This window comes from Acinetobacter sp. YH12097, from assembly GCF_013419225.1.
In the GTDB taxonomy this organism is placed as follows: Bacteria; Pseudomonadota; Gammaproteobacteria; order Pseudomonadales; family Moraxellaceae; genus Acinetobacter; species Acinetobacter amyesii.
Genome location: NZ_VPAN01000009.1, coordinates 1 through 24,893, shown reverse-complemented (window position 1 = coordinate 24,893; position 24,893 = coordinate 1). Strand labels below are relative to the sequence as shown.

At 40.2% G+C, this 24,893-nt stretch carries 19 protein-coding genes and 2 pseudogenes; 10 read left to right on the top strand and 11 right to left on the bottom strand.

Annotated elements, in window-relative coordinates; all coding sequences use genetic code 11:
* Positions 1 to 24: 24 nt before the first annotated feature.
* Complete coding sequence (gene glnA / locus FTU37_RS05960) at positions 25 to 1,440, bottom strand: type I glutamate--ammonia ligase (protein WP_171262625.1); 1,416 nt, start codon at positions 1,438 to 1,440, stop codon at positions 25 to 27.
* Positions 1,441 to 2,328: 888 nt separating this feature from the next.
* On the opposite strand from glnA, the gene FTU37_RS05955 reads away from it, so the two are divergent.
* The 7 genes from FTU37_RS05955 (at position 2,329) to FTU37_RS05925 (ending at position 7,814) form a co-directional block, all read left to right on the top strand.
* Positions 2,329 to 2,913, top strand: a complete 585-nt coding sequence (locus FTU37_RS05955; RefSeq protein WP_078190263.1) for an aminodeoxychorismate/anthranilate synthase component II — start codon at positions 2,329 to 2,331, stop codon at positions 2,911 to 2,913.
* Between the two features lie 18 nt (positions 2,914 to 2,931).
* Positions 2,932 to 3,978, top strand: coding sequence for an anthranilate phosphoribosyltransferase (gene trpD / locus FTU37_RS05950; RefSeq protein ID WP_168379163.1), 1,047 nt, complete (start codon positions 2,932 to 2,934; stop codon positions 3,976 to 3,978).
* A 16-nt stretch (positions 3,979 to 3,994) separates the two neighbouring features.
* Positions 3,995 to 4,801 carry an indole-3-glycerol phosphate synthase TrpC gene (trpC, locus tag FTU37_RS05945; RefSeq protein ID WP_180123980.1) on the top strand — a complete coding sequence of 269 codons (807 nt, stop codon included), beginning with the start codon at positions 3,995 to 3,997 and terminating at the stop codon, positions 4,799 to 4,801.
* Positions 4,802 to 4,907: 106 nt separating this feature from the next.
* A complete protein-coding gene (locus FTU37_RS05940) occupies positions 4,908 to 5,861 on the top strand; it encodes a hypothetical protein (RefSeq protein WP_257225230.1) in 954 nt (317 codons plus the stop codon).
* A 142-nt stretch (positions 5,862 to 6,003) separates the two neighbouring features.
* On the top strand, positions 6,004 to 6,693 hold the full coding sequence (locus tag FTU37_RS05935; RefSeq protein ID WP_180123979.1) for a Smr/MutS family protein: 690 nt from the start codon (positions 6,004 to 6,006) through the stop codon (positions 6,691 to 6,693).
* Between the two features lie 95 nt (positions 6,694 to 6,788).
* On the top strand, positions 6,789 to 7,337 hold the full coding sequence (folE, locus tag FTU37_RS05930; RefSeq protein ID WP_171262632.1) for a GTP cyclohydrolase I FolE: 549 nt from the start codon (positions 6,789 to 6,791) through the stop codon (positions 7,335 to 7,337).
* A 120-nt stretch (positions 7,338 to 7,457) separates the two neighbouring features.
* Complete coding sequence (locus FTU37_RS05925; RefSeq protein WP_168379158.1) at positions 7,458 to 7,814, top strand: cupin domain-containing protein; 357 nt, start codon at positions 7,458 to 7,460, stop codon at positions 7,812 to 7,814.
* A 79-nt stretch (positions 7,815 to 7,893) separates the two neighbouring features.
* Here FTU37_RS05925 and FTU37_RS05920 read toward each other — a convergent pair whose 3' ends face one another.
* From FTU37_RS05920 to hemE, 5 genes are all read right to left on the bottom strand, one after another.
* The gene (locus FTU37_RS05920) at positions 7,894 to 9,270 is read right to left on the bottom strand and encodes a diguanylate cyclase (RefSeq protein ID WP_168379157.1); all 1,377 of its coding nucleotides are present in this window, start codon (positions 9,268 to 9,270) and stop codon (positions 7,894 to 7,896) included.
* A gap of 106 nt (positions 9,271 to 9,376) precedes the next feature.
* Positions 9,377 to 11,281, bottom strand: coding sequence for a DUF4105 domain-containing protein (locus tag FTU37_RS05915; RefSeq protein WP_180123978.1), 1,905 nt, complete (start codon positions 11,279 to 11,281; stop codon positions 9,377 to 9,379).
* Positions 11,282 to 11,360: 79 nt separating this feature from the next.
* Positions 11,361 to 11,831 carry a DUF3015 family protein gene (locus FTU37_RS05910; protein WP_078190276.1) on the bottom strand — a complete coding sequence of 157 codons (471 nt, stop codon included), beginning with the start codon at positions 11,829 to 11,831 and terminating at the stop codon, positions 11,361 to 11,363.
* Between the two features lie 150 nt (positions 11,832 to 11,981).
* Positions 11,982 to 12,773, bottom strand: coding sequence for a DUF817 domain-containing protein (locus FTU37_RS05905; protein WP_180124010.1), 792 nt, complete (start codon positions 12,771 to 12,773; stop codon positions 11,982 to 11,984).
* Positions 12,774 to 12,813: 40 nt separating this feature from the next.
* Positions 12,814 to 13,884, bottom strand: a complete 1,071-nt coding sequence (hemE, locus tag FTU37_RS05900; protein ID WP_180123977.1) for a uroporphyrinogen decarboxylase — start codon at positions 13,882 to 13,884, stop codon at positions 12,814 to 12,816.
* Between the two features lie 205 nt (positions 13,885 to 14,089).
* Between hemE and FTU37_RS05895 the strand changes: the two genes are divergently transcribed.
* Both FTU37_RS05895 and FTU37_RS05890 read left to right on the top strand, forming a co-directional pair.
* The gene (locus tag FTU37_RS05895) at positions 14,090 to 15,310 is read left to right on the top strand and encodes a L,D-transpeptidase (RefSeq protein WP_180048626.1); all 1,221 of its coding nucleotides are present in this window, start codon (positions 14,090 to 14,092) and stop codon (positions 15,308 to 15,310) included.
* A gap of 192 nt (positions 15,311 to 15,502) precedes the next feature.
* Positions 15,503 to 16,198, top strand: coding sequence for a pirin-like bicupin family protein (locus FTU37_RS05890; protein ID WP_168379153.1), 696 nt, complete (start codon positions 15,503 to 15,505; stop codon positions 16,196 to 16,198).
* 29 nt (positions 16,199 to 16,227) lie between these two features.
* On the opposite strand, the gene FTU37_RS05885 is transcribed toward FTU37_RS05890, so the two are convergent.
* From FTU37_RS05885 to atzF, 5 genes and pseudogenes are all read right to left on the bottom strand, one after another.
* Positions 16,228 to 16,365, bottom strand: a complete 138-nt coding sequence (locus FTU37_RS05885) for a hypothetical protein (RefSeq protein ID WP_168379152.1) — start codon at positions 16,363 to 16,365, stop codon at positions 16,228 to 16,230.
* A 536-nt stretch (positions 16,366 to 16,901) separates the two neighbouring features.
* Positions 16,902 to 17,303 (bottom strand): annotated as a pseudogene (locus FTU37_RS16675) (guanosine-3',5'-bis(diphosphate) 3'-pyrophosphohydrolase); the annotation flags it as partial.
* 159 nt (positions 17,304 to 17,462) lie between these two features.
* Entirely contained in the window at positions 17,463 to 18,152 is a 690-nt protein-coding gene (locus FTU37_RS05875) for a GntR family transcriptional regulator (RefSeq protein ID WP_180026403.1), read from the bottom strand.
* Positions 18,153 to 18,154: 2 nt separating this feature from the next.
* Positions 18,155 to 21,754 (bottom strand): urea carboxylase, encoded by a 3,600-nt coding sequence (gene uca, locus FTU37_RS05870; RefSeq protein WP_180123976.1) that lies wholly within the window; start codon positions 21,752 to 21,754, stop codon positions 18,155 to 18,157.
* Positions 21,755 to 21,773: 19 nt separating this feature from the next.
* Complete coding sequence (gene atzF, locus FTU37_RS05865) at positions 21,774 to 23,588, bottom strand: allophanate hydrolase (protein WP_180124008.1); 1,815 nt, start codon at positions 23,586 to 23,588, stop codon at positions 21,774 to 21,776.
* Between the two features lie 575 nt (positions 23,589 to 24,163).
* On the opposite strand from atzF, the pseudogene FTU37_RS05860 reads away from it, so the two are divergent.
* Positions 24,164 to 24,574: pseudogene (locus FTU37_RS05860) on the top strand (Fic family protein); the annotation flags it as partial.
* Positions 24,575 to 24,893 lie beyond the last annotated feature (319 nt).

Here is a 24,893-nt window from a genome sequence, read left to right as displayed (position 1 = left end):
TTTACAGTGAAATTCTGTACAGAATTACAAGCTGTAGTACATGTCGAATTCAACTGGGTGAGTAGTCGTGTTAAGACGACGAACTTCTTCAGTTTTAAGTTCGATGTAGGCATCAAGCATTTCTTTAGTGAACACGCCACCTTTAAGAAGGTAATCATGGTCAGCTGCAAGAGCTTCAAGCGCCATATCTAAGCTATGAGCCACTGTAGGGATTTTAGCTTCTTCTTCAGGAGGAAGGTCGTACAAGTTCTTGTCAGCAGCTTCACCTGGGTGGATCTTGTTTTGAATACCGTCAAGACCAGCCATAAGAAGCGCAGCGAAACCTAAGTACGGGTTCATCATTGGATCTGGGAAACGTGCTTCGATACGTTTGCCTTTAGGGCTAGAAACGTAAGGAATACGGATAGAAGCTGAACGGTTACGTGCTGAGTAAGCAAGCATAATCGGTGCTTCGAAATGTGGAACTAAACGTTTGTACGAGTTAGTTGATGGGTTTGTGATTGCGTTCAATGAACGAGCGTGTTTGATCACACCACCAATGAAGTACAACGCCATTTCTGAAAGACCAGCGTATTCATCACCAGCAAACAAGTTCTTGCCATCTTTAGAGATCGACATGTGAACGTGCATACCTGAACCGTTATCACCAACCATTGGTTTAGGCATAAACGTAGCAGTTTTAGCATATTGGTGAGCAACGTTCCAAACAGCATATTTGAACTGTTGAACTTCGTCCGCTTTGCGAACCATAGTGTTGAAGCTTACACCGATTTCAAGCTGGCAAGATGCAACTTCGTGGTGATGTACTTCTACACGACCTGGGCCCATGATGTCTTCAATTTTTGCACACATATCTGCACGCATATCTTGTGAAGAATCTACAGGAGGAACTGGGAAGTAACCACCTTTCACACGTGGACGGTGACCAGAGTTACCCGCTTCGTAATCTTTACCAGTAGACCAAGCAGCTTCTTCAGCGATTAATGTGTGGCGCGCGCCAGACATATCGATGTCCCATTTTACTTCGTCAAAAACGAAGAATTCTGGTTCTGGACCAAAGAAAGCAGTATCACCAATACCAGTTGATTTTAGGTATTCTTCCGCACGGCGAGCAATAGAGCGTGGGTCACGTTCATAACCTTGACCAGTTGAAGGTTCGATAACGTCACAAGTCACAACAACTGTAGCTTCTGCAAAGAACGGGTCGATAAAACCAGTTTCTGCATCTGGACGTAAGATCATGTCAGATGCTTCAATGCCTTTCCAACCAGCAATTGAAGAACCATCAAACATTTTGCCATCTTCAAACGTATCTTCGTCGATTGAATCTGCTGGGTAAGTTACGTGTTGTTCTTTACCCTTAGTATCAGTAAAGCGAAAATCGACCCATTTTGCGCCACTTTCTTGGATGAGTTGAAGGACCTTGTTCGCCATGCTCATTTTGCTCCGATGATTTTTTTGTGCACACTGAAGTGCGTGTTAGTAGTTGGTAGTTATTAAGCAATTACCGTACCAACTTTTAAAAGCTAAGCTAAAATACTGAATTCCTTATCAGAATAGAAGATTTTAGCTCCTTGCTTTTCGACTATTATACTGTGTGTAACAGTAAATGCACCATATTCAGCCACTCTTCATCACTTTTGTTTAAAAACTTCTCGCAGGTGTATCAAAATAGTGCAACTTGGTTTTGCACCAGTATGCACCAAAATGATTAATCGCTTTCAACGATAAAATTATTAGGATTTTATTCAAGCTTTAAGGTCGAATTTAAATACGATAGAAACTAATGGTTTAGCTAGTTCTAGATGGAAAAATACCAGCGTGATAACTATATTCATGATCGATATTTAGGTTTTTTGAGCCCTTAAAGCACTCTTTTTTTGAAGTAGATTTAACCATTTTGTTTTAATTTTGATCAATCTACCTTTGCATTAATTGTGCTCCATTTTGGTGATTTTGCTTCAAAACGGTTCATATTTTTCCAGCTAGAGCCTGAATTGCAATTTTTAACGACAGTAAGCAGATCTTTTTAAAATATCAATTGAACACATTTTAAACACTTAAATTCAGCCTATTGCTTTGTTCAACTTAAATCCTAAATTTATAAGTCGATAATTTGCTGAAATGATTTCAGTTGCGATGAACTTTGGCGAAATTGTTCAGCAGAAATTGAATAATATTTGCTATGATTGGCTGCATTCTAAATATTTCACTATTTTTCTATTTAAAATATCCACACGATATTTGGGTCAATATACAACTATTTAGAATCATTTCGGACTATTCTAAGCACAGTTAAGTGCATAAATTTCAAAGGTTAATACGCTCATGCTTTTGATGATCGACAATTATGACTCTTTTACCTACAACATCGTCCAATATTTTGGCGAGTTAAATCAGGAAGTAAAAGTTGTACGTAACGATGCCGTGACATTGGAAGATATCGAGCGATGGCAACCGAAGTATTTAGTCATTGGTCCTGGCCCTTGTTCGCCAAGTGAAGCAGGTATTTCAATTCCTGCGATTCAACACTTTGCGGGAAAAATTCCTTTACTCGGTGTGTGTTTAGGCCACCAAGCCATAGGACAAGCTTTTGGCGGCGATATTATTCGCGCTAAAAAAGTGATGCACGGTCGTTTATCTGACATGTATCACAGCGATCAAGGCATTTTCAGCAACCTCCCTTCGCCATTTTCAGCAACGCGTTATCACTCTTTGGTGATTGATCAAGCGACTTTGCCTGAATGTTTAGAAGTGACCTGCTGGACCAATGAAGAAGATGGCACGATGGAAGAAATCATGGGCGTAAAACATAAGACATTGCCTGTCGAAGGCGTGCAGTTTCACCCTGAATCAATTCTTAGTGAACATGGCCATCAAATCTTTAAAAACTTCTTAGAAATTTACGCTTAATCGAGTGCAAAAAATATTATGAATATTCAACAAGCTTTAAATAACATCACTAAAAATATTGAACTCACTCAACCTCAAATGGAAGAAGTGATGCGTACCATCATGCAAGGTGAAGCGACCGATGCGCAAATTGGCGCACTCATGATGGGCTTACGCCAAAAAGGTGAAAGTATTGATGAAATCACTGCCGCAGCACGTGTAATGCGTGAGTTTGCGATCAAAATCGATGTCAGTGATCTGCCACATTTGGTGGATATCGTTGGTACAGGTGGTGATGGTCAAAACTTATTTAACGTTTCTACTGCGTCTAGTTTTGTCATTGCAGCAGCAGGTGCAACCATTGCTAAACATGGCGGTCGTGGTGTTTCATCAAAATCAGGCTCTTCTGATCTTTTAGAACAAGCTGGAATTAACCTTGACCTGAACATGCAGCAAACTGAACGTTGTATTCGTGAAATGGGCGTTGGTTTCCTCTTTGCACCTAATCATCATAAAGCCATGAAATATGCTGCTGGTCCACGTAAAGAATTGGGCTTCCGTAGTATTTTCAACCTACTTGGCCCGCTTACGAATCCGGCCGGCGTAAAACGTTTTGTGATTGGTGTTTTCTCTACAGAATTATGTCGTCCTATGGCTGAAGTTTTAAAACAACTCGGTGCAGAACATGTCTTGGTGGTGCATTCAAAAGACGGTTTAGATGAAATTAGCCTTGCATCAAGTACTTATGTTGCTGAACTCAAAGATGGCGAAGTTACTGAATGGGAAATTCAGCCGGAAGCCGTAGATATCGAGTCGCAAACCTTAACGGGTCTATCTGTAGATAGTGCTGCTGAAAGTCTAAAATTGATCAAAGATGCTTTAGGTAAAAACAAATCTGCACTCGGTGATAAAGCCGCGAATATGATTGCCCTAAATGCAGGCGCAGGCATTTATGTTTCAGGCTTAACCAAAAGCTATAAACAAGGTGTTGCATTAGCACATGACATTATTTATGGCGGTCAAGCACTAGAGAAAATGGGCATTTTGTCTGAATTTACTAAAACTTTAAAAGAATACGAAGCTTAAGATTAGGACACAGATCATGGTAGATATCACCAATACAATTTTGGGTAAAATTGTTGAACGTAAAAAAGAAGAATTTGCAGCCCGTCTTAAACAACGTAGCTATAAAGATGTCGAAGAGCTAGCTCAAGCAGCTACACCTGTTCGAGGTTTTGCACAAAACCTCGGCTCTAAACGTCCGGGGGTGATTGCTGAAATTAAAAAGGCATCACCATCGAAAGGCATCATTCGTGAAAACTTTAACCCTGCTGAAATTGCGCAGCAGTATCAAGATGCTGGTGCGGCATGTTTGTCTGTTTTAACCGATGTGGATTTTTTCCAAGGTGCTGATGAAAACATTCAGATCGCACGTTCGCACTGTGACTTGCCAGCCCTGCGCAAAGACTTTTTGATTGACCCTTATGGCGTAATTGAAACACGCGCTTTACATGCGGACTGTATTTTATTAATCGTGGCTTGTTTGTCTGATCAACAACTCGAAGAAATGTCGAAAACTGCTTTTGAACACAATCTCGACGTGTTGGTTGAAGTACATGACGAAGAAGAACTTGAGCGTGCAATGCGTCTTTCTGACAACTGTATACTTGGCGTCAATAATCGTAATTTAAAAACCTTTGATGTTGACCTCAACACATCATTACGTTTGAAAAAGTTACTTGAACCTTCTCGCCTACTCGTGACAGAAAGCGGTATTGCCACACCCACAGATGTTGCCATGATGCAAGAACATGATATTCATGCATTCTTGGTCGGTGAAAGTTTTATGAAGCAGCCACGCCCTGATCAGGCGTTTAAGGAGCTGTTTGGTGTGCCTGATAAAATATAAATGAAATATGTAGGGTGAGTTCGCTCACCCTTTTTCTCCTTTGCATCCATATTAAAAAAATTACACATCCTTTTTATAATTTTTATTCATTTGAGAATTAAAAATAATGAAGTCGATTATTTCTTCTACTCTTCTATTCATTTCATTAATCTTGGTTTCACTACACCAGATAAGTTGGGCAAAAAATATAACTCTGTATACTGGCTCACCGTATCATATTGACCAAAATCATATCCTCTACTTCAATATTTCCACTATGCCCGAAGGCATCATTGCTGCGCAGATTGACCTAAATCAAATTTTTCCAAATATAAATACTAACGTGCTAAAGGGCAAAAATTATGATTTCAATAATAATCAAATTGAAATCATTAGTTATCAAGGCTTACCAATAGTCATTAATTACTCAATCAATACTAAAAACAAGAATATTGAAAATTCAACCTATTTTTCTATTTCTAAAGGACATAAAAATTCTTTATCAAAACCAATCAATATTAAATCTCACCCTATTTCCATGGAAAAATTAAATCATTTTGAACAGATTTTTTATAAAGATACCCCTCATTTATTGAAAAAGAATTTAGCTGATGAGCCATATTTAATAAATCTATTCATGTTCCATGCAGCAATAAATGATTTTGATGATATGAATGATTTTTTCCAAAATGCGATAAAGAACCTGACACAGAAAAATGATATTGATAATTATGAAAAAGCCAAAAATTTGTATCTTGAATATTTAAATTTTGGTGAAAACAATGAATTTTATGATACCACCTTAATTATGGCGGCTATCGAGCACACAGATATTTCTTTCATCAAAAAAATGAAGCTGAGAAAAATAAATGAACTTGTAGTAGATGAAGTTGAACCACAAACATATTATTTCACTAGATGCTCCCCATTAGGTAAAGCTATTCGCCTAAATCAATATCAGATAATTTCTTATTTACTTGAAAAAGGCGCTTCAACCGAAATCGTGTGTATTTCTAAATTTAATGAAGAACAATCAGCATTAGCTCTTGCAGAACAATATAAAAATAAAAAAAGTTATTAAATTAATTAATTCAACTTTGAAGCCCAAATAGGACTTGTAATGAATTAAGAGATCTTCTTTATATAAAGTCTTTCCAGTTCAAATCAGTGCCATTTAAGGCTATAATTGCACTAAATTTTTGTATATTTCCCGTTTTTTCATTATGAGCAAACACGATTCTTCGCTTTCAAAAGATCAGTACAACCTACTGAAATCTTTTAAAAAGCAAATTACGAATCCACATTCCTCTACGATTGCTAAACAGCCTGAGCCAACGCCAAAGACTGTTGAACAAGAGCAGGAAGAAGACTTCGCGCTTTTCCAAAAGCAAATGCAAGGTGTTCAAAAAATGAATGCAGGAAATACTGCAAAAATGGAAAAAGTGGGTCGTAAAAAACCTGATGCGCAAACGTTGGCTAAACGTGCTGCTGCAATTGGTCCTATGGAAACAGATGATGCATTACTTTCTGATACGCAAGCGATGCTCAACCCTGTTGCCAGTCAAGCTGCTTTAAGCTATCGCATTGCAACCTTACAACATAAAGTTTTTGAAGATTTAAAAGCCGGTAATCTACGTTGGTTTGAAGCTGTCGACTTACACGGTTGTACTGTTGAAGAAGCCCGTTCTGCCGTGCTGCAAATTATTCAAATGGCGAAAGATGACAATCAAAACGTCATTAAAATTGTGCATGGCAAAGGTCCAGAAGCAATTTTAAAAACTTATGTAAATAGTTGGTTACGTCAACATCGTGATGTATTGGCATTTGTGAGCGCCCCAGAAAAACAAGGCGGCACAGGTGCTGTACTGGTTCTGCTTAAACGTGCAGAAAAAACCCCACAGTTTAAACAATAATCGGATTTAACTCCAAAAGAAGGCATTGTAATAGTTTTCTGCTACAATGCCGTCCTTGTTCAATCTCTCAGTGTAAGTGAACACGTCTTATGTCTATGCAGCAATCCTACGCAAATATCCTAACTGCCGTTGGTGAAGATCTGAATCGCCCGGGTCTTAAAGATACGCCTATGCGTGCTGCTAAAGCTTTTTCATATCTTACTTCTGGTTATAGCCAGACACTTGAAGAAGTGACCAACAATGCGGTTTTCCCATCCGATAACCGTGAAATGGTCTTAGTTAAGAATATTGAATTCTATTCATTGTGTGAGCACCATTTATTGCCTTTTTATGGCCGTGTACATATTGCTTATCTCCCAGAAGGCAATGTTTTAGGTTTATCAAAATTCGCACGTATTACAGAAATGTTTGCCCGTCGCTTACAAATTCAGGAAAACCTTACTCAGCAGATCGCTGAAGCAGTGGCTGAAGTGACTGGTGCGCGTGGTGTTGCTGTGGTGATTGATTCAGCTCACATGTGCATGATGATGCGTGGTGTAGGTAAACAAGAGTCTACAACACGTACCGTTTCTTTTGTCGGTGACTTTAAAACCAATAAAGAAGAACGTCGTGAATTTTTAAGTGCAGTTCCAGAAAGCTATTAATAGAACATTCAGCGTTAGCACTCATAAAAAAAGCCTCGAGCTCTTGAGGCTTTTTTTATTTATGTTTTAATGTCGCAAATCGTTTGCTTTGATAGCAAAGCACTATTTTCAGGATGAATCATGTCAGATGTATATATTGCCGGTCAGGGTTTAGCGCAAGCCAAACACAGCATAGACTTCCCTCGCCCAGACCGTTTGGTTGAGGGCAATCCTAAACGTGAAACTGCAAGCCTGTATGTACACCCCAATATGGACTGCGGGATTTGGCAATGTGAAGTTGGCGCATGGAATATTGTCTTTGCACCGAACAAACAAGAGTTTTTTACTATCCTTGAAGGATTAGTACGTATTCATGATCAACAAGGCGGATATATCGAGGTTTCCGCTGGCCAAGCGGGCATTATTCCCCCATCGTTTCAGGGCAAGTTTGAAGTTGTCGAAGCCGTCAAAAAATACTATGTAGTTGTCGAAGTTTAAATTACGGCACATCTCGCCATAAAACGCATTTACCCATAAAAAACTCCCACATAAGGGAGTTTTTTATACTCTGAACGAATTAGATATACGACAAATGCTTTGTGACTTGGATACAGTTTCGACCATTATTTTTTGCCGCATACAGTGCATGATCTGCTGCATCTAAGAAACGCTGATAATCAGGATGGCCATCATACTGCACACAACCAATGCTTACGGTAAAACTAAATTGCTGACCTTGTGCCGTTCGGATCAAGCCCTTTTCAATATATTGGCGAATATTTTCTGCAATTTTCATCGCACGGTTTACACCAGTATCGACCAAGAGTAATAAGAACTCTTCACCACCGATACGGAATGCATAATCGCTACCTTGACTATAACGCTGCAAGGCTTCAGCAATAAATTTGAGTGCGAGATCACCTGCTGCATGACCAAACTTATCATTGATCATTTTAAAATAATCCGCGTCAAAGGCGAGCAAAGACAATGGCGTTTCATTTTGCCGCGCAAAGGTAATTTCACGTGAAATAATCGTACTGAGATAGCGGCGGTTTAGAAGTTGAGTCAAAGAATCGTTGCCAGACTCAATATATTCAGCCACTTGAAATAGTTGATCGACTAAATGCTGAATTTCACGGTTCAATTCACGAATCTGTTGAATCAACTGTTGCAGCTGATCTTTTTCCGTCATCTGCATCGTTTGCTGGGTTAATTGATCCACTTCATAAATTCGGTCAATAATCAGTTGAACCTGATCTGAACCAGAAAAAGCATATGCCGCTTTATGAATGAACCATAGCCCAAACTCTGATTTTGAAAATAAGGGATGATAAAAACCAACATTGCCCGAAAAGATTTTAAACATCAGTTCATTTTCCCAGTCGAGCAATGAACCCCGTTGTTTATCTTTATGCACTGCTACATCTTGCATCGCTGAAAATAAGCGATAATTGTGTTTTGTTTCTTGGTTTTTTTCTGTATTGATCTCATAAGAGCGGCACATAATTTCTGTGCTGAACCCCATAATTTGTACAATATAACTGCACATATGGAGAATATTTTGCGTTTGGTTTAACTCTAAAATTTCAAATATTTTACGTTCTATTTCACGTACACCACGCATGATGAACCATGACGGAATACCAACACGCGCGTGTACCATTCCAACTTTCTGCTGTCTTTTGACTGAGCTTTCAAATTCACCATTCAGTGCGACATTAAACGTTTCTAACAACCATTTTCTTAAAGTGTCGATGAGCCTTTTTTGAATGATATCGTCTTTAAAAAATTCAGCTGACTCTGGCTCACGTGACATTTGTTCATAAAAAACAGTAACTAAATGTTCAACATGCCTTTGGATAAATTGCAATGCTGCAAGATGTTCATTTTCAGTATATTGATCACAAATATCTTTCCAAGCCTGACTTAGACCTGTAATACATTCTTGATTCATTCGGTGACACAAACCACAGCTATTACAAAGCTAGCAATCATACCTTGCTTTACTTACATAAAAAAACAAATTTATTTGATATTTCATATTTTATCTATCTTAAAAATTAATAGAAAAATACATAACTCAATTTCAATTTATTCCAATCTTGATCATCTTGCTGCTGGTATTCATAGCCTAGTCTTAAAGCATTTTGTTGGTTGACGATATATTGTAATTCAGCATCGAGTTTCAGATTCCATTGATGTGTGTCTTCCCAATACGGAAGCTCTGCCTGAACCAAACTATTGAATTTTTCCGACCAAATATTTTGGCAACCCAATGTCGGCCCAAGGCCCACTCGCCATCCATCATCTAGTGACTTGCCGCCCTGCACCTGCATTTGAGACTGCACATAACACAAATGTGTGCGTTCCTGATTGGCCCAGCTATAGCCGGATTGAGCTTTTAATTCAGCTACACCATGTTGTTTCGTTTCGCTAAATTGACCTGCATCTACTGACACTTGCTGCCAGCCAAAATTAAAACCCCATGTTATCGGTGTTTTAAATGGCGTGATCGGGTTGTAAGAATTGACCGATAAAAAATCAAAATGATTGAGTTTGAGTTGGTCGTCTCGATATTGGATCGAGCCATCCCAAAACATCAACTGCGTACCAATCCGAAAGCCACCTTGCGGATCGATCAAGTCATGATATGCCTGACGATGCCCGAGTTCGATATATTTTTCACCTTGAACTTCACCTACTGCGGCTGAAAAATTTCGCGCATGATGTCCATTGACTGGATCTAGACTTGGCTGCTTAGGTTCAGTCCGTTGTTTGGGTTGTGAAGATTGGCTACGTAAGGCCAAGATTTGACGCAATTTAGGCTGCGTTTCTTCCGCACTCACTTTTCGACCAATCAGCAATAAATACAGATGGTCATACGCCATTTCTAATATTTTCGCTTGCTCTGCTTCATTAAACTGAGCGAGTGCTGTCGACATCATCGCAGGTTCAATTTCAGCGAGCTTATGCGCTTCACGTGCTAAACGATATCCATGTTGCTGCGCTTGTGACAAAAGCTGCGTTTCTAATGCAGGACGATAAACCGCTGCTTGAATCAGTTGTTCATCATTGATCGCTTTGATCGTCTCAACGGGAATGGAAGCTACTTTAAATTTCTGGGTTAAATTCAGTGTGGGGCGAACCAAATCCATTAAGCCCAATAATCGATAGGCACAGTTATCACTGGCGAAATAATAGGGAAAACTGACATTTTGCATTTCCCAAATATGTTTAACCAAATAACTGGTTTCTTGCTCGGTTAGTGCTAGCTCATATTCCCACAAATCACGACTTTCAAAATCACCATATTCTTTCACCTTTCGGTAGTACGGCATCAAGGAATATTCACCAGGATACTGTCCTGTTAAGCCTTTCCATGCATAAGACCAGTTATCTTCACCTGCAACTGTCGCTGCATAGTTAATGGCATAGGACACCAAATTTAGCTCTTTTTGATCTTTCGGATCGAGACGCAATAAGGTATGTCCAAACATAGAACTTGGATTACCCATAAAGTCTGTGGCGTAAATTAATGTCGCTTTATACGGCTTAATTTTCCCAAACCATTCATCAAACTCAGGGCAACTCACCACTGGTAACTGCTCTGAACGGATGGATAATTCTTGCATCAGCCACTGACTACGCGCAGGGAAACGACAACGAAAGGCTTGATTAGGTTCGGCGGGTTGAAACAGTGCAGCGACATCTGCCTCTAATTCAGCTTGAGCACTTTGGCGGCCATTTTCAGCTAAAAAATAACCTGTATAGGCAACTTCACTTTGTCCTTTATGATCTGTATATAAAAGTCGTTGCCAACTGATGTGTTCAGACAGTTTTTTTGATTGTGCAAGTTCAATATATCGCTGCACCTCTACAGTTTTAGAGAGGTTTCGATCTACAACTTGCTGAGCATATAAGATGCTCGGAATCATAAAGGTACAAAATAAAGCAATTGATTTCATTCAGTTATATTCAAATCCATTTTTATATATTTTAGATAATAAAAAACCCTGCCGAGAGACAGGGTTTTGAAAGCATCGATTAAACGTATGCTTTAAGTACTTCATCTTTCGCCATTACGCTTTGTAATGAAGCAAGTACTTGTAGAGAAGACTGGTTTTCAGCTGAATAGATTTCAGCAAAATTTGCTTTAGACACAGCAAAGAAACGTGCTTTATCTGTTGATTGGATGTTTAAAAGCTCAGCCAAAACATTCAGGCTCTCACCTTGACCAACCGCCATATCACGAGCAAGTGATTCAGCATTTTCATTGGTAAATGTTACCGCTTGAGCAGTCACTGTACCAGTACCGCTACAACCTAAAGTACCAAAAGTAATACCAAGTAACTGGTTAGTAAAAATACCGTTGGTAGTCGCAGCTAAAATTTTAGGAATTTTACCTGATTGACCAGCCCAAACTTGAGAACCAACACCACAACCTACGTCACGGTCAGCAAAAGCAGCTGTAGAACCTAGTGCAACGACTGCAACTAAAGCTAATTTTTTTAACATGGCACTTCTCCAGGGAATTTTATTCCATTGTTTTTAATTATTAAAACATGTGTAATTTTGATTACACACCTGTAGATTAACTTGATCTTTCAGATAAGGCAAAACATTTTCATCTAAAACTTTTGGCTAAAAATAATACGTTCTTTTTCACTATTTTTTGAGCAACCAAGTACCATTTTCATCACGTTTTCCAAGGATTTTGAGTACTAAAACCAGACTGAGTAATAGCAACAAATACCAAGAACCGAGTTTCCCCCAACCGACCATATGCCATGCATCGACCTGACTTGGATATAACCAAATTTGATAGAAGGTACTGATATTTTCTGCGATCCAAATCAAGAATGCCAAAATCAACAATACTGGTAACATGGGCAACTGAATCACATGATTTTGTAATTGAAAACTCAGCTTGGTTTTCCAAAAGATCACCACACTCCAAGCAAACAAAAGCATACGAATATCTGGTACAAAAAATTTGGTCATAAAATTAAGATATGACAAAACGGCTAAGCACAGCATATTGCCAAAACGCGGTAAGTTACTGAACGACACCTGATATAGACGTAACGAACGTGCAAAGAAACTCCCCACCGCCGAATACATGAAACCTGCAAATAATGGCACGGTCAGCAGTTTGAAAACCGCAGGCTGCGGATATTGCCATGAGGCAATGTGTGGATGGGTGAGAAATATTTCCATCCCCATTGCAAGGATATGAAACAGTGCTATGACTTTGGCTTCCGCCCAAGACTCGAGTTTCAGGTAGAGTAAACACACTTGAATAATCAGTGCATAAAACAATAAATAGTCATAACGGAAAAAGCCAAAATATTCCAGACTTCCCATTACTGCAGTTAATGCAAAAGCGATCAGCAGTAATATCCCAAATAAGGCAGCCGAAGCTGCCTTATAAGAGAACTCAAAACATGATTTTATCATCTTGACCACAGTTGAATCCTAAACCTATTTCCTTGAAGCCTTATAAATACTTGGCACTATATTCGTGTACCGTATCAATAAAGGCTTTTGGATTGGCTGGATCTACCCACTGAGTAATACCATGACCTAAGTTCGCCACATAACCGGTTTTTTCACCGTTGGCATATGCATCATCTAACATGGCACGCGTCGCTTTCGCAATCGCTTCAGGCGAACCATATAATGTTGCTGGATCTAAGTTGCCTTGTAATGCTGCACGGCCTGCGACTGTTTGACGCGCCACATTTAATGGCGTAGTCCAATCTAAACCAAAGGCATCTGCACCCGTTGCAATCATTGGCTCTAACCATTGACCACCACCTTTGGTAAACAAAATCACAGGAACTTTGCGTCCATCTTTTTCACGCTGTAATCCTGCCACGATTTTTTGCATGTAGTTTAGTGAAAATTCAATGTATTCACGGTGTGCTAATGCCCCACCCCAACTATCAAAGATTTGTACAGCTTGGGCACCTGCATCAATCTGCGCATTGAGATATTCAGTCACCGCCACAGCCAAACGGTCTAATAAAGCATGCAGTACTTCAGGTTGTGCATACATCATTTGTTTCGTAAAACGAAAATCTTTGCTTGAACTGCCTTCCACCATATAGGTTGCCAATGTCCAAGGACTGCCTGAGAAGCCAATCAAAGGAACTTGTCCGCCCAATGCTGAACGAATCGTAGTCACAGCATTCATGACATAATCTAAGTCAGATTTTACATTAAACTTAGGTAAATTCAGTACATCTTGTTCGGTACGTACAGTTTTATGAAACTTCGGACCTTCACCTGCTTCAAAATACAGTCCCAAACCCAACGCATCAGGTACAGTCAAAATGTCTGAAAATAAAATGGCTGCGTCTAAGTCATAACGACGCAAAGGTTGTAAAGTAACTTCACAAGCAAATTCTGTATTTTTACAAAGGGATAGGAAATCACCCGCTTGTGCACGTGTTTCACGATACTCTGGTAAATAACGGCCAGCCTGACGCATCATCCAAACCGGAGTTGCATCTACCGGTTCACGTAATAAGGCACGCAAGAAACGATCATTTTTTAAGGTCGTCATTCACTTTCCCAACTTAATTCGATATTGGCATCATCATATCAAAAAGGTTGTAAATATAATAACTTCTCAAACATTTAAAAACCGATCATGTTGAGTGCCAAAAATGATATTTACACAAAACAACTACTGCATCTCCACTTTTTTTCTGTAATACTTAGCCAGTTTTTAATACACAGTAAATGAATAATTCTTAAGGTTGAATTACATGTTCGTTCGCACCATGCTCGCACTGAGCCTAAGTTGCATATTTGCTGGTACAGCTATTGCCGCATCTACTGCTGAACAACCATTAACGCCAAAAAAAGTGACTAATGTTGCAGTTCAGGATCCCATTGATCCGTTAGCGACTGAAGCTTCATCTGCAACTAGCCAGATTAGCGCTCAAGAACAAGAAGATCTGAACCAAGCATCGCAAACTTTAGACAGCTTGCAACAATCAGAAGATGTTAAAGCCGACATCGGTGCTGCACCTGCTACATCGACTGCTACAACTCCAACATCAACTTCGCCTGCTGCCAAAGTTGCTTGGGGTTTAAATGACCTAAATAATGCACAGTGGTATGACAATATCGGTAAAGGTCAATTCCCTGTTTATGCACGTGCGCATGTCATGCTCAATAATGCACATGCTTCACCAGGTGCAATTGATGGTACTAGTGGTAAAAATACCTTAAAGGCGATCGCTTCATTCCAACAAATGAATAGCTTGAAACCTACAGGGACTTTAACCAAAGAAACTTGGGATGCGCTGATTGCGAAACAAGGTTCTAAACCTGCATTTATTGAATACACGTTGACTGACGCAGACTTGAAAGGTCCTTATGCAGCATCGATTCCACACGACTATGCATTACAAGCAAAAATGAAAGGCTTGTACTACACACGTGTGACTGAAATGTTGGGTGAAAAATTCCACATGGATGAAGACTTTTTGAAAAAGTTGAATCCCAAAGCGACATTTAAAAAAGCTGGTGAAAAAATCTTAGTAGCGAATATTCGTAACGAAGTTCCTGAAGATATTCACCTGATCGTTGCACATAAAGGCGCGAAACAACTTTACTTGTTTAATAGCCGCAACCAAATGATCGGTTCATTCCCTGCAACGATTGGTAGTTCTGATACTCCATCGCCTACAGGTACTTACAAAGTCACAGGTGTTGCACCAAACCCTTGGTACAGCTACTCACCGTCTAACTTTGTTCAAGGCAACAACAAAAAACCACTTTCATTACCACCTGGTCCAAATGGTCCTGTTGGTAATATCTGGATTGGCTTGAGCAAAAAATCATTCGGTATTCACGGTACACCGAACCCATCTGCTATCTCTAAAACTGCGTCACACGGTTGTATTCGTTTGACCAACTGGGATGCAAATGACTTAGGTAAGAAAGTGAAATCTGGTGTGACTGTTAAATTCTTAGAATAATTTTAGTCACATTTAAAAAAGCCTGCTTCGTGCAGGCTTTTTTTATAGCTGTGCATTCATGCATAACAAAAGACTCAATCATGAATGATCGTTGCAAAAATAGGATGAATTGTCGCTAAAAAACTATATATCCCGATTTAGTTCAATCTTAAAATAGGCACATGTTCAATAATTAAGATAAGGATGAATGCCATGAATGCTTTTTTACATCCAAGTGAAAACCGTGGTCACGTAAAAATGGGCTGGCTTGAGTCTAAACACAGCTTCTCTTTTGGTAACTGGTATGACCCGAAATACATGGGCGTTAGTGCGCTTCGTGTAATTAATGATGACTTAATTGCAGCACATGAAGGTTTCGGTCAACACCCACATGACAACATGGAAATTTTAACTTGTGTGTTAAAAGGTACCATTACGCATAAAGACAGCATGGGCAACCATGGTGGCATTTCTGCGGGTGAATGGCAGCTGATGAGCGCAGGTACAGGTGTGCGTCATAGCGAAATGAACCAAGGTGATGAAGATGTACATTTACTACAAATTTGGATCGTTCCAAATGAACGTGATGCTGAACCGACCTATCAACAAATTAAATGTGATCCACGCGATCAACCCAATCAATGGCATTTAATTGTCGGTCCAAATGACAATGCAGCTATGCATATTCGCCAGCAAGCGGAAGTTAAATCTGCATTTTTGACGAAAGGTCAATCTTTAGATATCCATGCAACGCAGCATATCAACTATATCCATGTTATTTCAGGTTCAGTGCAAATTGCTGAACATAAAGTTGAAGCTGGTGGTGCAATTGCGTTCTTAGAAGATAGCCAAATTGAAGCGCTTGAAGATGCTCAAGTGATTTGGTTTGATTTACCTGAAGTAAAATAAAAAAAAGCCCTCAAATGTGAGGGCTTTTTTTATGTCGCTTGGCTCAGGCGTTCACTTCGTTTATACAACCACATCAACACCAAAGTTGGAATGATAAACCCTGCAGCCACCATGATGCCATGTAGGATTGAGGCATAAGGCTCAGCAAGCATGGCCACATGTTTCATTGGAGATGTCAATGGATGGAATCACTTTAAACGTCTCGAAATCAAGCATTTCGAGATATTCTTAAATGACACTCAGCATCTAATTATCTAGATAAAATTCATCAATCAAAGGTGATTTTATTCTATTGCTGATGCAATCTATCTAATCAGCCTTCAGTTTCCACGCGATAAAAATGATTTTGCATAAAGACGTTAAACATAGAGAAAAATAATTGCCGATCTTGTTCAGATTGAAAGATGCCACCGAAATAGTCCCGATCTGTGTTTAAAATTAAATCGAAGAACGTTGCTTGGTTAGGAACCACTCCCTTTCTTTGGCAATATGCAAAATATGCGCTGACATCTTCAAATAAGATCCACCACTCCTGTGGACTTCCAATCTGAATGCCACCTAATGAATGCTGAAGATCAAACATCGCATTGAGCAGATATTGAAAATTTTGCTGTGAACTTTGAAATTGCAATCTCGGATAATCTGTTGTTAGATTTAAATCGATCAGATGTAAATGGACGCTCCGAGCACGCTCTAATCTACGTTTAACTTTTAAATATTGATGATAACGACGTCGATCTTTTGCTGTGACCGTTGTTAGGCGAGATAAATCCATATTGTCATACAAATCACTGAGTTTTACTTCACAAGCAATTGCATTTTTAGCGGTACGCTGCGCAGCTTGAAATCGGTTCTCACCTGCTGTTTTAGTCAGTGCCAGTATCGCGTCAATAATATGCGCTTGAAAACCCATAGCACTAAGCTCATCCGTCGTTGTCGCAGTATCTTCTAAAATGTCATGTAATACAGCGACGATTTTAGCATCAAGATGCTGCACATTTTGCATCACACGAAGTGGATGTTGAATATAGGCTTGTCCCGCTTTATCGACTTGTCCGAAATGGCGTTCAGTCGCCAAAGAAATCGCGTTTTCTAAAGTTGAAATAAAGAATCTCCCCTTGGTGGTCTTTTTTATTTTTCTCCATCATATTAACCAATGAATACAGATATTTGTAGCTCTAAGCGCTACTCGAACGACACAGATTGACTCGTAAAATGCATATTTTCCAAGACTTTCCATGAGGTAGATCTTTTGCAAATACTTCTATGCCATTCGCGCCAACATTTCCAAAGTAATTTTTTTCACCTCTTCTTTACTTTGCTGAATATGGCTGCGCATTTTCTCCAATGCCGCTGTCACGTTATGTCCAAGGATCAATTGTAAAATCTGTTGATGCTCTGCATAAGTGGCTTCAATTCGATAATCTTTAGAAAAATCTAAACGGCGAATAATACGGATTTTTTCACTTACATCCCGATGTACCTTTGCCATTTCACTATTGCCGATTGCTTCAACCAATTGGCAGTGATATGCTTCATCTTGCATCGATAAAGTTTTTAAATCATGCAAAAACTGTTCAGGCGGAATACACCACAAATTCACCAATGTCTGTAAAGCCTGCTTGAGTTGTTCTGATTCCATTTTGCAGAGCTGCTCAATGGCATAGCATTCCAGCAAAATCCGTAAATCATACAATTCTTCATAAGCCCTAAAGTTCAGCGGCTTCACTTCCCAACCGCTACGAAAATGCACTCGGACATAGCCATCTTGCTGTAAACGGTATAAAGCCTGCCGTACGGGTGTACGGCTTACTTCATATAATTCGGCAATTTCAGATTCGGTAAAACGTGCGCCCGGTTTGAGCTGGAAATCAAAAATATCGTTTTTTATTTTTTGGAAAACCAGCTCAGACAAGTTGTCTGAGCTTTTCCCAACAATGGTGGTTGTGGTCATGTTTATTCCATATAAACCAGCGGTTCACCGCTATGTACCGTTTGTCCTGCACGGCAGATAATCGCTTTCACGATACCATCATCATCGGCATAGACTGGAAGCTCCATTTTCATCGCTTCAATAATGGCTACAGTCTCACCTTTCTTCACAGACTGTCCAGCTTCGACAAAAATTTTCCAAATGTTGCCGGTCATCGATGCATTTAAAGCTGCATACTGGCTATAGTCGGTATCATCTTGCAGGATTTCCATTTCCGCAGGTGCATCGAACTCATCTTTCCAGCGTTCAACTTCAGTTGTAAATGCCTGCTGCTGCTGTGCTTTAAATTCGGCAATACTGTCCTTCTCTGTTTCCAAAAAGGCTTGATAGGCTGCAAAATCAAATTCAGTTTCTTCAATTTTGATTTCCGCCACACCATTGGCAAAGTCAGCACGGAATTGATCCAGTTCAGCTTCGGTTACTTCATAATATTTAATTTGATCAAAGAAGCGTAAGAACCATTGCTGATCGCCAAACTGTTTGTTCTTTTTAAACTTATTCCAAATAGGCAGTGTACGGCCAATCAATTGATAACCGCCTGGTGAGTCCATGCCATAGATACACATGTACATACCGCCAATACCCACTGTGCCTTCTGCAGTAAAAGTACGTGCAGGGTTATATTTCGAGCTGAGCAAACGATGACGCGGATCAATTGGCACTGCACAAGGTGCAGTTAAATACACATCGCCCAAACCTAAAATTAAGTAATTTGCATCAAAAAGAATGTCTTTGACTTGCTCACGACTGTCTAAGCCATTAATGCGCTGAATGAAATCGACGTTATTTGGCAACCAAGGCGCTTTGGCACAGACACTTTCTTGATAACGTTCCACAGCACCTAAAGTGGCCGAGTCCTCAAATGCCATCGGCAAGTGAATAATACGGGATGGAATCTTGATTTGGCTCAAATCTCCCATCTCATTTTCGAGACCCAATAAAAACTGGATCAAATTCGCTTGGCTAAAACGCAATCCATCATATTTAATTTGCAGTGAACGCACACCTGGTGAAAGCTCTAAGATGCCATCAATCTTCGCCTCACGAATGAGTTGCATCAAACGATAGACGCGTAAGCGCAATGCAAGGTCGAGAACGTTTTCGCCATATTCCAGCAAGATGTAACTGTCACCTGCCTGACGATACACCGCTTTAGGTGCATGCGTATCTGCTTCACGTACTGCCAATATCCCTTCAGGCTTACATTCAAAAATTGCCACCTCTGAGTTTTCAGGTGCTTGAGCAAAGTTTTGAATATCTACAATTTGCTGAACTTCTAAGGCATTGGCCTGTTCCACACTCATTGGATAGAAACTGATGCTGTCATCTGCCTTCAGTTGACCGATCTTCCAAAGTTCTGCTTTGGCAATCGTCACTGGGCAAACAAAGCCACCGAGGCTTGGGCCATCTTTAGCCAAAATCACAGGGAAATCACCAGTGAAGTTAATCGCCCCAATAGCATATTCACAGTCATGCACATTGGATGGATGCAAACCTGCTTCACCGCCATTTTCACGTGCCCAGCATGGTGTCGGGCCTGTTAGGCGAATACCTAAACGGTTTGAGTTAAAGTGCACATTCCATGTTGAAGCAAAAAATTCTTCAATATATTCAGGTTTAAAGAAATCTGGTGCGCCATGCGGGCCATAGAGCACACCAATTTTCCATTCTTTGCCATAGCTTGGAATACGTTCTGCAGCTACAGCTTGCGGTGCTGCTGTTGCAATTTCCAATCCATCTAAAGGCAAGCTTGGATTGACCATTTTAATCATGTCACCTGCACGCAGCACTCGCCCTGCATGACCGCCAAAATTACCCAATGCAAAGGTTGAGCGGCTGCCTAGATATTCAGGTACATTTAGTCCGTTGCGGATTGCAAGATACGTACGGCAACCCGACTCAACTTGTCCAAGTACTAATGTTTGCCCTGCTTTGATGCTGATCGGTTGCCAAAAATCGACATTCACACCATCTAGAGTCGCGCTACATGGCGCACCTGCAATGGCTACAATGCTATCGGCATGAAATTTCAGGCTTGGTCCTTGTAAGGTAAACTCAAAACCTGCTGCCGATTTTGGATTACCGACAATTTGATTGGCCAACTGAAATGCATAATCATCCATCGGGCCTGATGGCGGTACGCCGATATCCCAATAGCCTACACGCCCCGGATAGTCTTGAATCGAACTTTGCGTGCCCGGTTGCAGCACTTCAATTACATTTGGCACGTATTTAAAATCATCCAGTAGACGTGTCCAGATTTGCATATTTTCAAAGCGTGCATCTGATACTACGGTATGTGCATAGTCTAAGTTGGTGCTGATGCCATTCAAGCGGGTTTCCGCCAAGGCTATTTTTAACTTAGCAATCGCACTGTCTCGGTCTGCAGCATGCACAATAATTTTGGCAATCATCGGGTCAAAATATTGTGAAATTTCAGTCCCTGTAGACACCCAAGTATCCACACGAATATCTTCAGGGAAATACACATCCATCAACACACCCGGACTTGGCTGGAAGTTTTTCACTGGATCTTCCGCATAAATTCGCACTTCAATGGCAGCGCCATTGGGCTGAATATTGCTGAGTTTTTCCCAATCTAAAGCATCACCTGCCGCCACTTTCAGCATGCATTCAATCAGGTCTAAGCCCGTCACCATTTCAGTGACTGGGTGTTCAACCTGCAAACGGGTATTCACTTCAAGGAAATACACTTCATCACGGGCAGCATCATAGATAAACTCAACCGTACCTGCGCTGCGGTATTTCACCAATTGACCAAGCTCTACAGCAGCACGGTGCAATTTTTGACGGGTTGCTTCTGGTAAGTGCGGTGCAGGTGTTTCCTCAACGACTTTTTGGTTACGGCGCTGCAATGAACAATCGCGCTCCCCAAAGGCAACGACTTGACCTAAACCATCACCAAAAATTTGTACTTCTACGTGACGGGCTTTATCGACAAAACGTTCGAGGAAAACACCTGCATCCTTAAAGAATTGCTCGCCTAGACGCTTTACACTTTCATACGCATCTTTTAATGATTGTTCATCATCACAGCGGGTTAAACCAATTCCGCCACCACCTGCGGTGCTTTTCAGCATGATTGGATAGCCAATCTCTGCAGCAGATGCGAGTGCTTCATCCAAACTTGCCAATAAACCTGTGCCTGGTGTCATGGGTACATTGGCGGCCGCAGCCAATTCACGTGCACGATGCTTCAAACCAAACTCTAAAATTTGTTCAGCCGTTGGCCCCATAAAAGCAATATTATTTTCCTCACATGCACGGGCAAAGTCGGCACTTTCAGATAAGAAACCATAACCGGGAAATATTGCTTCAGCACCAGTTTGTTTGGCTGCTTGAATCAATTTTTCAATACTTAAATAAGTCTCTGCAGGTTTAATACCTTCAAGAGAAACTGCCACATCTGCATCTAAGACATGCTGTGCATAACGGTCGGTCTCTGAATACACGGCAACAGATTTCACACCTAATTTTTTTAGAGTACGAATCGCACGAACAGCAATTTCACCACGGTTTGCAATTAAAACTGTTTTAAACATGATTATTTCCCCGATTTTTTTAATTTGATTTTGCTGTTGTTGCTTGCAGTGATTGGATATAGGCGCGCCAGCCGCCAAATTCACTGATATTTTTTGCACCGTTTAGGCCATAAGGTTCACAAATAAAGCCTTTCACCCAACGTCCATCGGCAAGCTCGATATTGCCCATACCCAGTGGTGTTGGAATTTCGGCGACAAATTCACCAAAGCGTGCTTTTGGAATATCCCAAAGCTCGACAATAATTTTTTGACCCGCTTCCTGACGCGCTAAACCTGGTTTCGGAGGTACTGTGCCCGGCAGTGCATAGAGGGCGTAATCGGCAGAAGTGGTTGTGGTTTCAACATGCACGGCTTGGCGTGTTGTCAGTTGGAAATTGAGTGGCATGCCTGTGAGATGTGCGCCTACGACTGCAACTCGAAAATGTTGTGCGGATGGTGCAGACATGACTGAAGCTACTTCAGGCAATGTTTTGCCTACTGCACCAAGTGGTAATTTCAGATGGTTTTGCCATTTTTCGGCAAAGTTTGCTAAAGCCGTATCGTGCCAAGCCGGTGCAATTAAAGTAATTCCAAAAGGCAGCCCGTCGGCGCGAAAGCCTGCAGGTACAGCAATGGCACTCAGATCAGCTAAATTGGTAAAGTTGGTATAGGTGCCAAATTGGCTATTATTTTCAATTGGCGCTTCAGCCATTTCTGCCAGTGTGTGAATGGTTGGCGAACTTGGCACCACTAAGGCATCAAATTGCGCTAAGATTTGCTGAATGTCTCGAGCCAATTCTTGCTTTAAATATTCGGCGTTATAAGCATCCACCGCAGTGTACTGCTGCCCTTTTTGAATAATTTCTAAAACTGTTGGATCAAAGTCATCTGCATGGCTGTCTAAAATTTCAGCTACGGCTGCCGTACGCTCTGCTACCCATGACCCTTGATACAGTTGTGCAGCCAATTTTGCAAAAGGACTGAAATCAATTTCAGTTAGTACTGCACCTAAGTTTTTTAATTCAGTTAGTGCTTGCTGAAATGCATCAGCAGATTGAGCATCGCCAAAAAATTCTAACTGTTTTGGAATGGCTAACTTTAATTGTGCGCTGAACTTTGCAGGCGCTGTTGCTGGGTTCACACGTGAATAGCTGTCGGTTACATCAAAACCTTCCATAACTTCTGCCACTGCAGTTGCATCAGCGACGGTTAAGGCAAAAATTGAAATACAATCTAAGCTCTTACAGGCAGGCAATAAGCCTGTATTTGAAAAGCGACCTTTGGTCGGCTTTAAACCGACAATATTATTGAAAGCTGCAGGGATTCGTCCTGAACCTGCAGTATCTGTACCGAGTGCAATCGGGACTAAACCACGTGCTACTACACTGCCTGAACCAGAGCTTGAACCACCGCTTACATAGTCAGGATTAACAGTATTCGGCACGGCACCAAATGGCGAACGCGTACCGACTAAACCAGTAGCGAATTGATCTAAATTGGTTTTACCTACAATGATGGCACCTGCTTGTTTTAAGCGCTGCACCACAGAGGCATCTTCAGTTTTAATGTCCGTAAATAATTTAAACGCAGCCGTCGATGCAAAGCCCACCACATCAATATTATCTTTCACTGCAATAGGCACACCAAATAAAGGTAAGGCCGTAGCATTTTCAATTTGTTTTAAAGCTTTAATCTGAGAAGTTAATTGCTCTATAGATGCAATGGAAATCCATGCTGGGTCTACGCGATCAAATTGCTCGACCAAGGCATATAAGTCTTCAAGTTGAATTGTGTTATTCGTGTAGGCCGCTTTCCATTCCGCTAAGGTCCAGCCTAAAGTTTTTATTGAGTTCATTGATGTGCTCATTCTTGTATCCAAGTTTGAATACTGTGTTGCACACATCATGCCAACTCTAATTATTATTTATTTTTCAATATCTTAATATATTTTATCAATCATTTGCCTATTTTATTTAGCCAGTACAAAAGGATAAATGTTCTATTAAGTTTCCAAGCTCCACTATTTTGGTGCATGACTTTTATAATCGTGTTTTCAATAGATTCTTTTCATTTAGATGCAGATATAAATACAGTGAACTTTCTATTTTCACTCTTTATAAGCTTTCAATTTAGATGTTTTGTATGACTTTGAACTTAGAATAAAAAGAACTGAGAAATATTTTGAATTTTATATATAGAAAAAGATACATCAATGATGGCTAAAGCAATATTGGGCTTTGAGATTGATCGGGTTGAATAGAAAAGTAGTAATAATAAAAGCTATTGATTCGCAAAATTTAGTTCAACAATCAAAACTAAAAAATGGTGCGCTCAGCGCGCACCGTAAATACAATTTAACTAATTGTTTATTATAAATATTTAAACCCAACCCACATCATTGTACCGCAAAAAATACCGTAAAAATTCAGCATTCTAAAAAATATTGATGATGGCAATGTAGGTCATTACCACCAACGAAATATATTGATTTCAGGTGCTACCACTACCCCACCTGACTATACATTGTTGAATGACAAAATGGCTCAACTAGTCGGTTGGTACAAGTCGGAAGCGCATCAGCGTCATCCTATTGAACGTGCAGCTAAAGTACACCTGGATTTTTTATTGATGGTAATAGACGCACATCACGTCTATTGATGAACCTTAAGTTGCTGAAATCTGGATATCCACCTTGCGTTATTACAGTTGAAAAATCGCGTGGCTTACTATGAAGCTTTGGATCAGTGGATGGCTTATGACAAAACTGAAGCTTTTATCCAATTGATTTCTGAAGCAGTGATCGAAGGATTTAAACCATATCAGATAATTTTAGGAATTTAGAGTTACTCCCATTTATATATTTCTTTATTTGTACTGCTGCTTAGGACATTTTATTTATTAGAGCCTTGTTGCCTAATGCTGTTATCAAAAAATTGTTCAGCGATATAATTTCAGAATGAAGAAGCCTACACATAGAATCTATCATACAAAGAATTGACCTTACCACAAACCTAATTTTATTAACTTATTCAATAGATCTCTTTCATAAATCAAAAAACGATCTTCTTTTTGGTTAATATTTGCACTCCGGATTTCTTAGCATTCGTGCATAATCTGCGGATGAAATACATCGATTCAAACAAGCTTTCTGATCCTCAGT

Bases quoted from the DNA above. Each gene is read 5' to 3' on its own strand.
- FTU37_RS05910 (WP_078190276.1), bottom strand. From the start codon at position 11,831: ATGTTAAAAAAATTAGCTTTAGTTGCAGTCGTTGCACTAGGTTCTACA.
- FTU37_RS05955 (WP_078190263.1), top strand. From the start codon at position 2,329: ATGCTTTTGATGATCGACAATTATGACTCTTTTACCTACAACATCGTC.
- trpD (WP_168379163.1), top strand. From the start codon at position 2,932: ATGAATATTCAACAAGCTTTAAATAACATCACTAAAAATATTGAACTC.
- FTU37_RS05920 (WP_168379157.1), bottom strand. From the start codon at position 9,270: ATGAATCAAGAATGTATTACAGGTCTAAGTCAGGCTTGGAAAGATATT.
- FTU37_RS05895 (WP_180048626.1), top strand. From the start codon at position 14,090: ATGTTCGTTCGCACCATGCTCGCACTGAGCCTAAGTTGCATATTTGCT.
- FTU37_RS05935 (WP_180123979.1), top strand. From the start codon at position 6,004: ATGAGCAAACACGATTCTTCGCTTTCAAAAGATCAGTACAACCTACTG.
- FTU37_RS05915 (WP_180123978.1), bottom strand. From the start codon at position 11,281: ATGAAATCAATTGCTTTATTTTGTACCTTTATGATTCCGAGCATCTTA.
- FTU37_RS05905 (WP_180124010.1), bottom strand. From the start codon at position 12,773: ATGATAAAATCATGTTTTGAGTTCTCTTATAAGGCAGCTTCGGCTGCC.
- FTU37_RS05940 (WP_257225230.1), top strand. From the start codon at position 4,908: ATGAAGTCGATTATTTCTTCTACTCTTCTATTCATTTCATTAATCTTG.
- atzF (WP_180124008.1), bottom strand. From the start codon at position 23,588: ATGAACTCAATAAAAACTTTAGGCTGGACCTTAGCGGAATGGAAAGCG.
- uca (WP_180123976.1), bottom strand. From the start codon at position 21,754: ATGTTTAAAACAGTTTTAATTGCAAACCGTGGTGAAATTGCTGTTCGT.
- FTU37_RS05890 (WP_168379153.1), top strand. From the start codon at position 15,503: ATGAATGCTTTTTTACATCCAAGTGAAAACCGTGGTCACGTAAAAATG.
- trpC (WP_180123980.1), top strand. From the start codon at position 3,995: ATGGTAGATATCACCAATACAATTTTGGGTAAAATTGTTGAACGTAAA.
- hemE (WP_180123977.1), bottom strand. From the start codon at position 13,884: ATGACGACCTTAAAAAATGATCGTTTCTTGCGTGCCTTATTACGTGAA.
- FTU37_RS05925 (WP_168379158.1), top strand. From the start codon at position 7,458: ATGTCAGATGTATATATTGCCGGTCAGGGTTTAGCGCAAGCCAAACAC.
- FTU37_RS05885 (WP_168379152.1), bottom strand. From the start codon at position 16,365: ATGAAACATGTGGCCATGCTTGCTGAGCCTTATGCCTCAATCCTACAT.
- folE (WP_171262632.1), top strand. From the start codon at position 6,789: ATGCAGCAATCCTACGCAAATATCCTAACTGCCGTTGGTGAAGATCTG.
- glnA (WP_171262625.1), bottom strand. From the start codon at position 1,440: ATGAGCATGGCGAACAAGGTCCTTCAACTCATCCAAGAAAGTGGCGCA.
- FTU37_RS05875 (WP_180026403.1), bottom strand. From the start codon at position 18,152: ATGACCACAACCACCATTGTTGGGAAAAGCTCAGACAACTTGTCTGAG.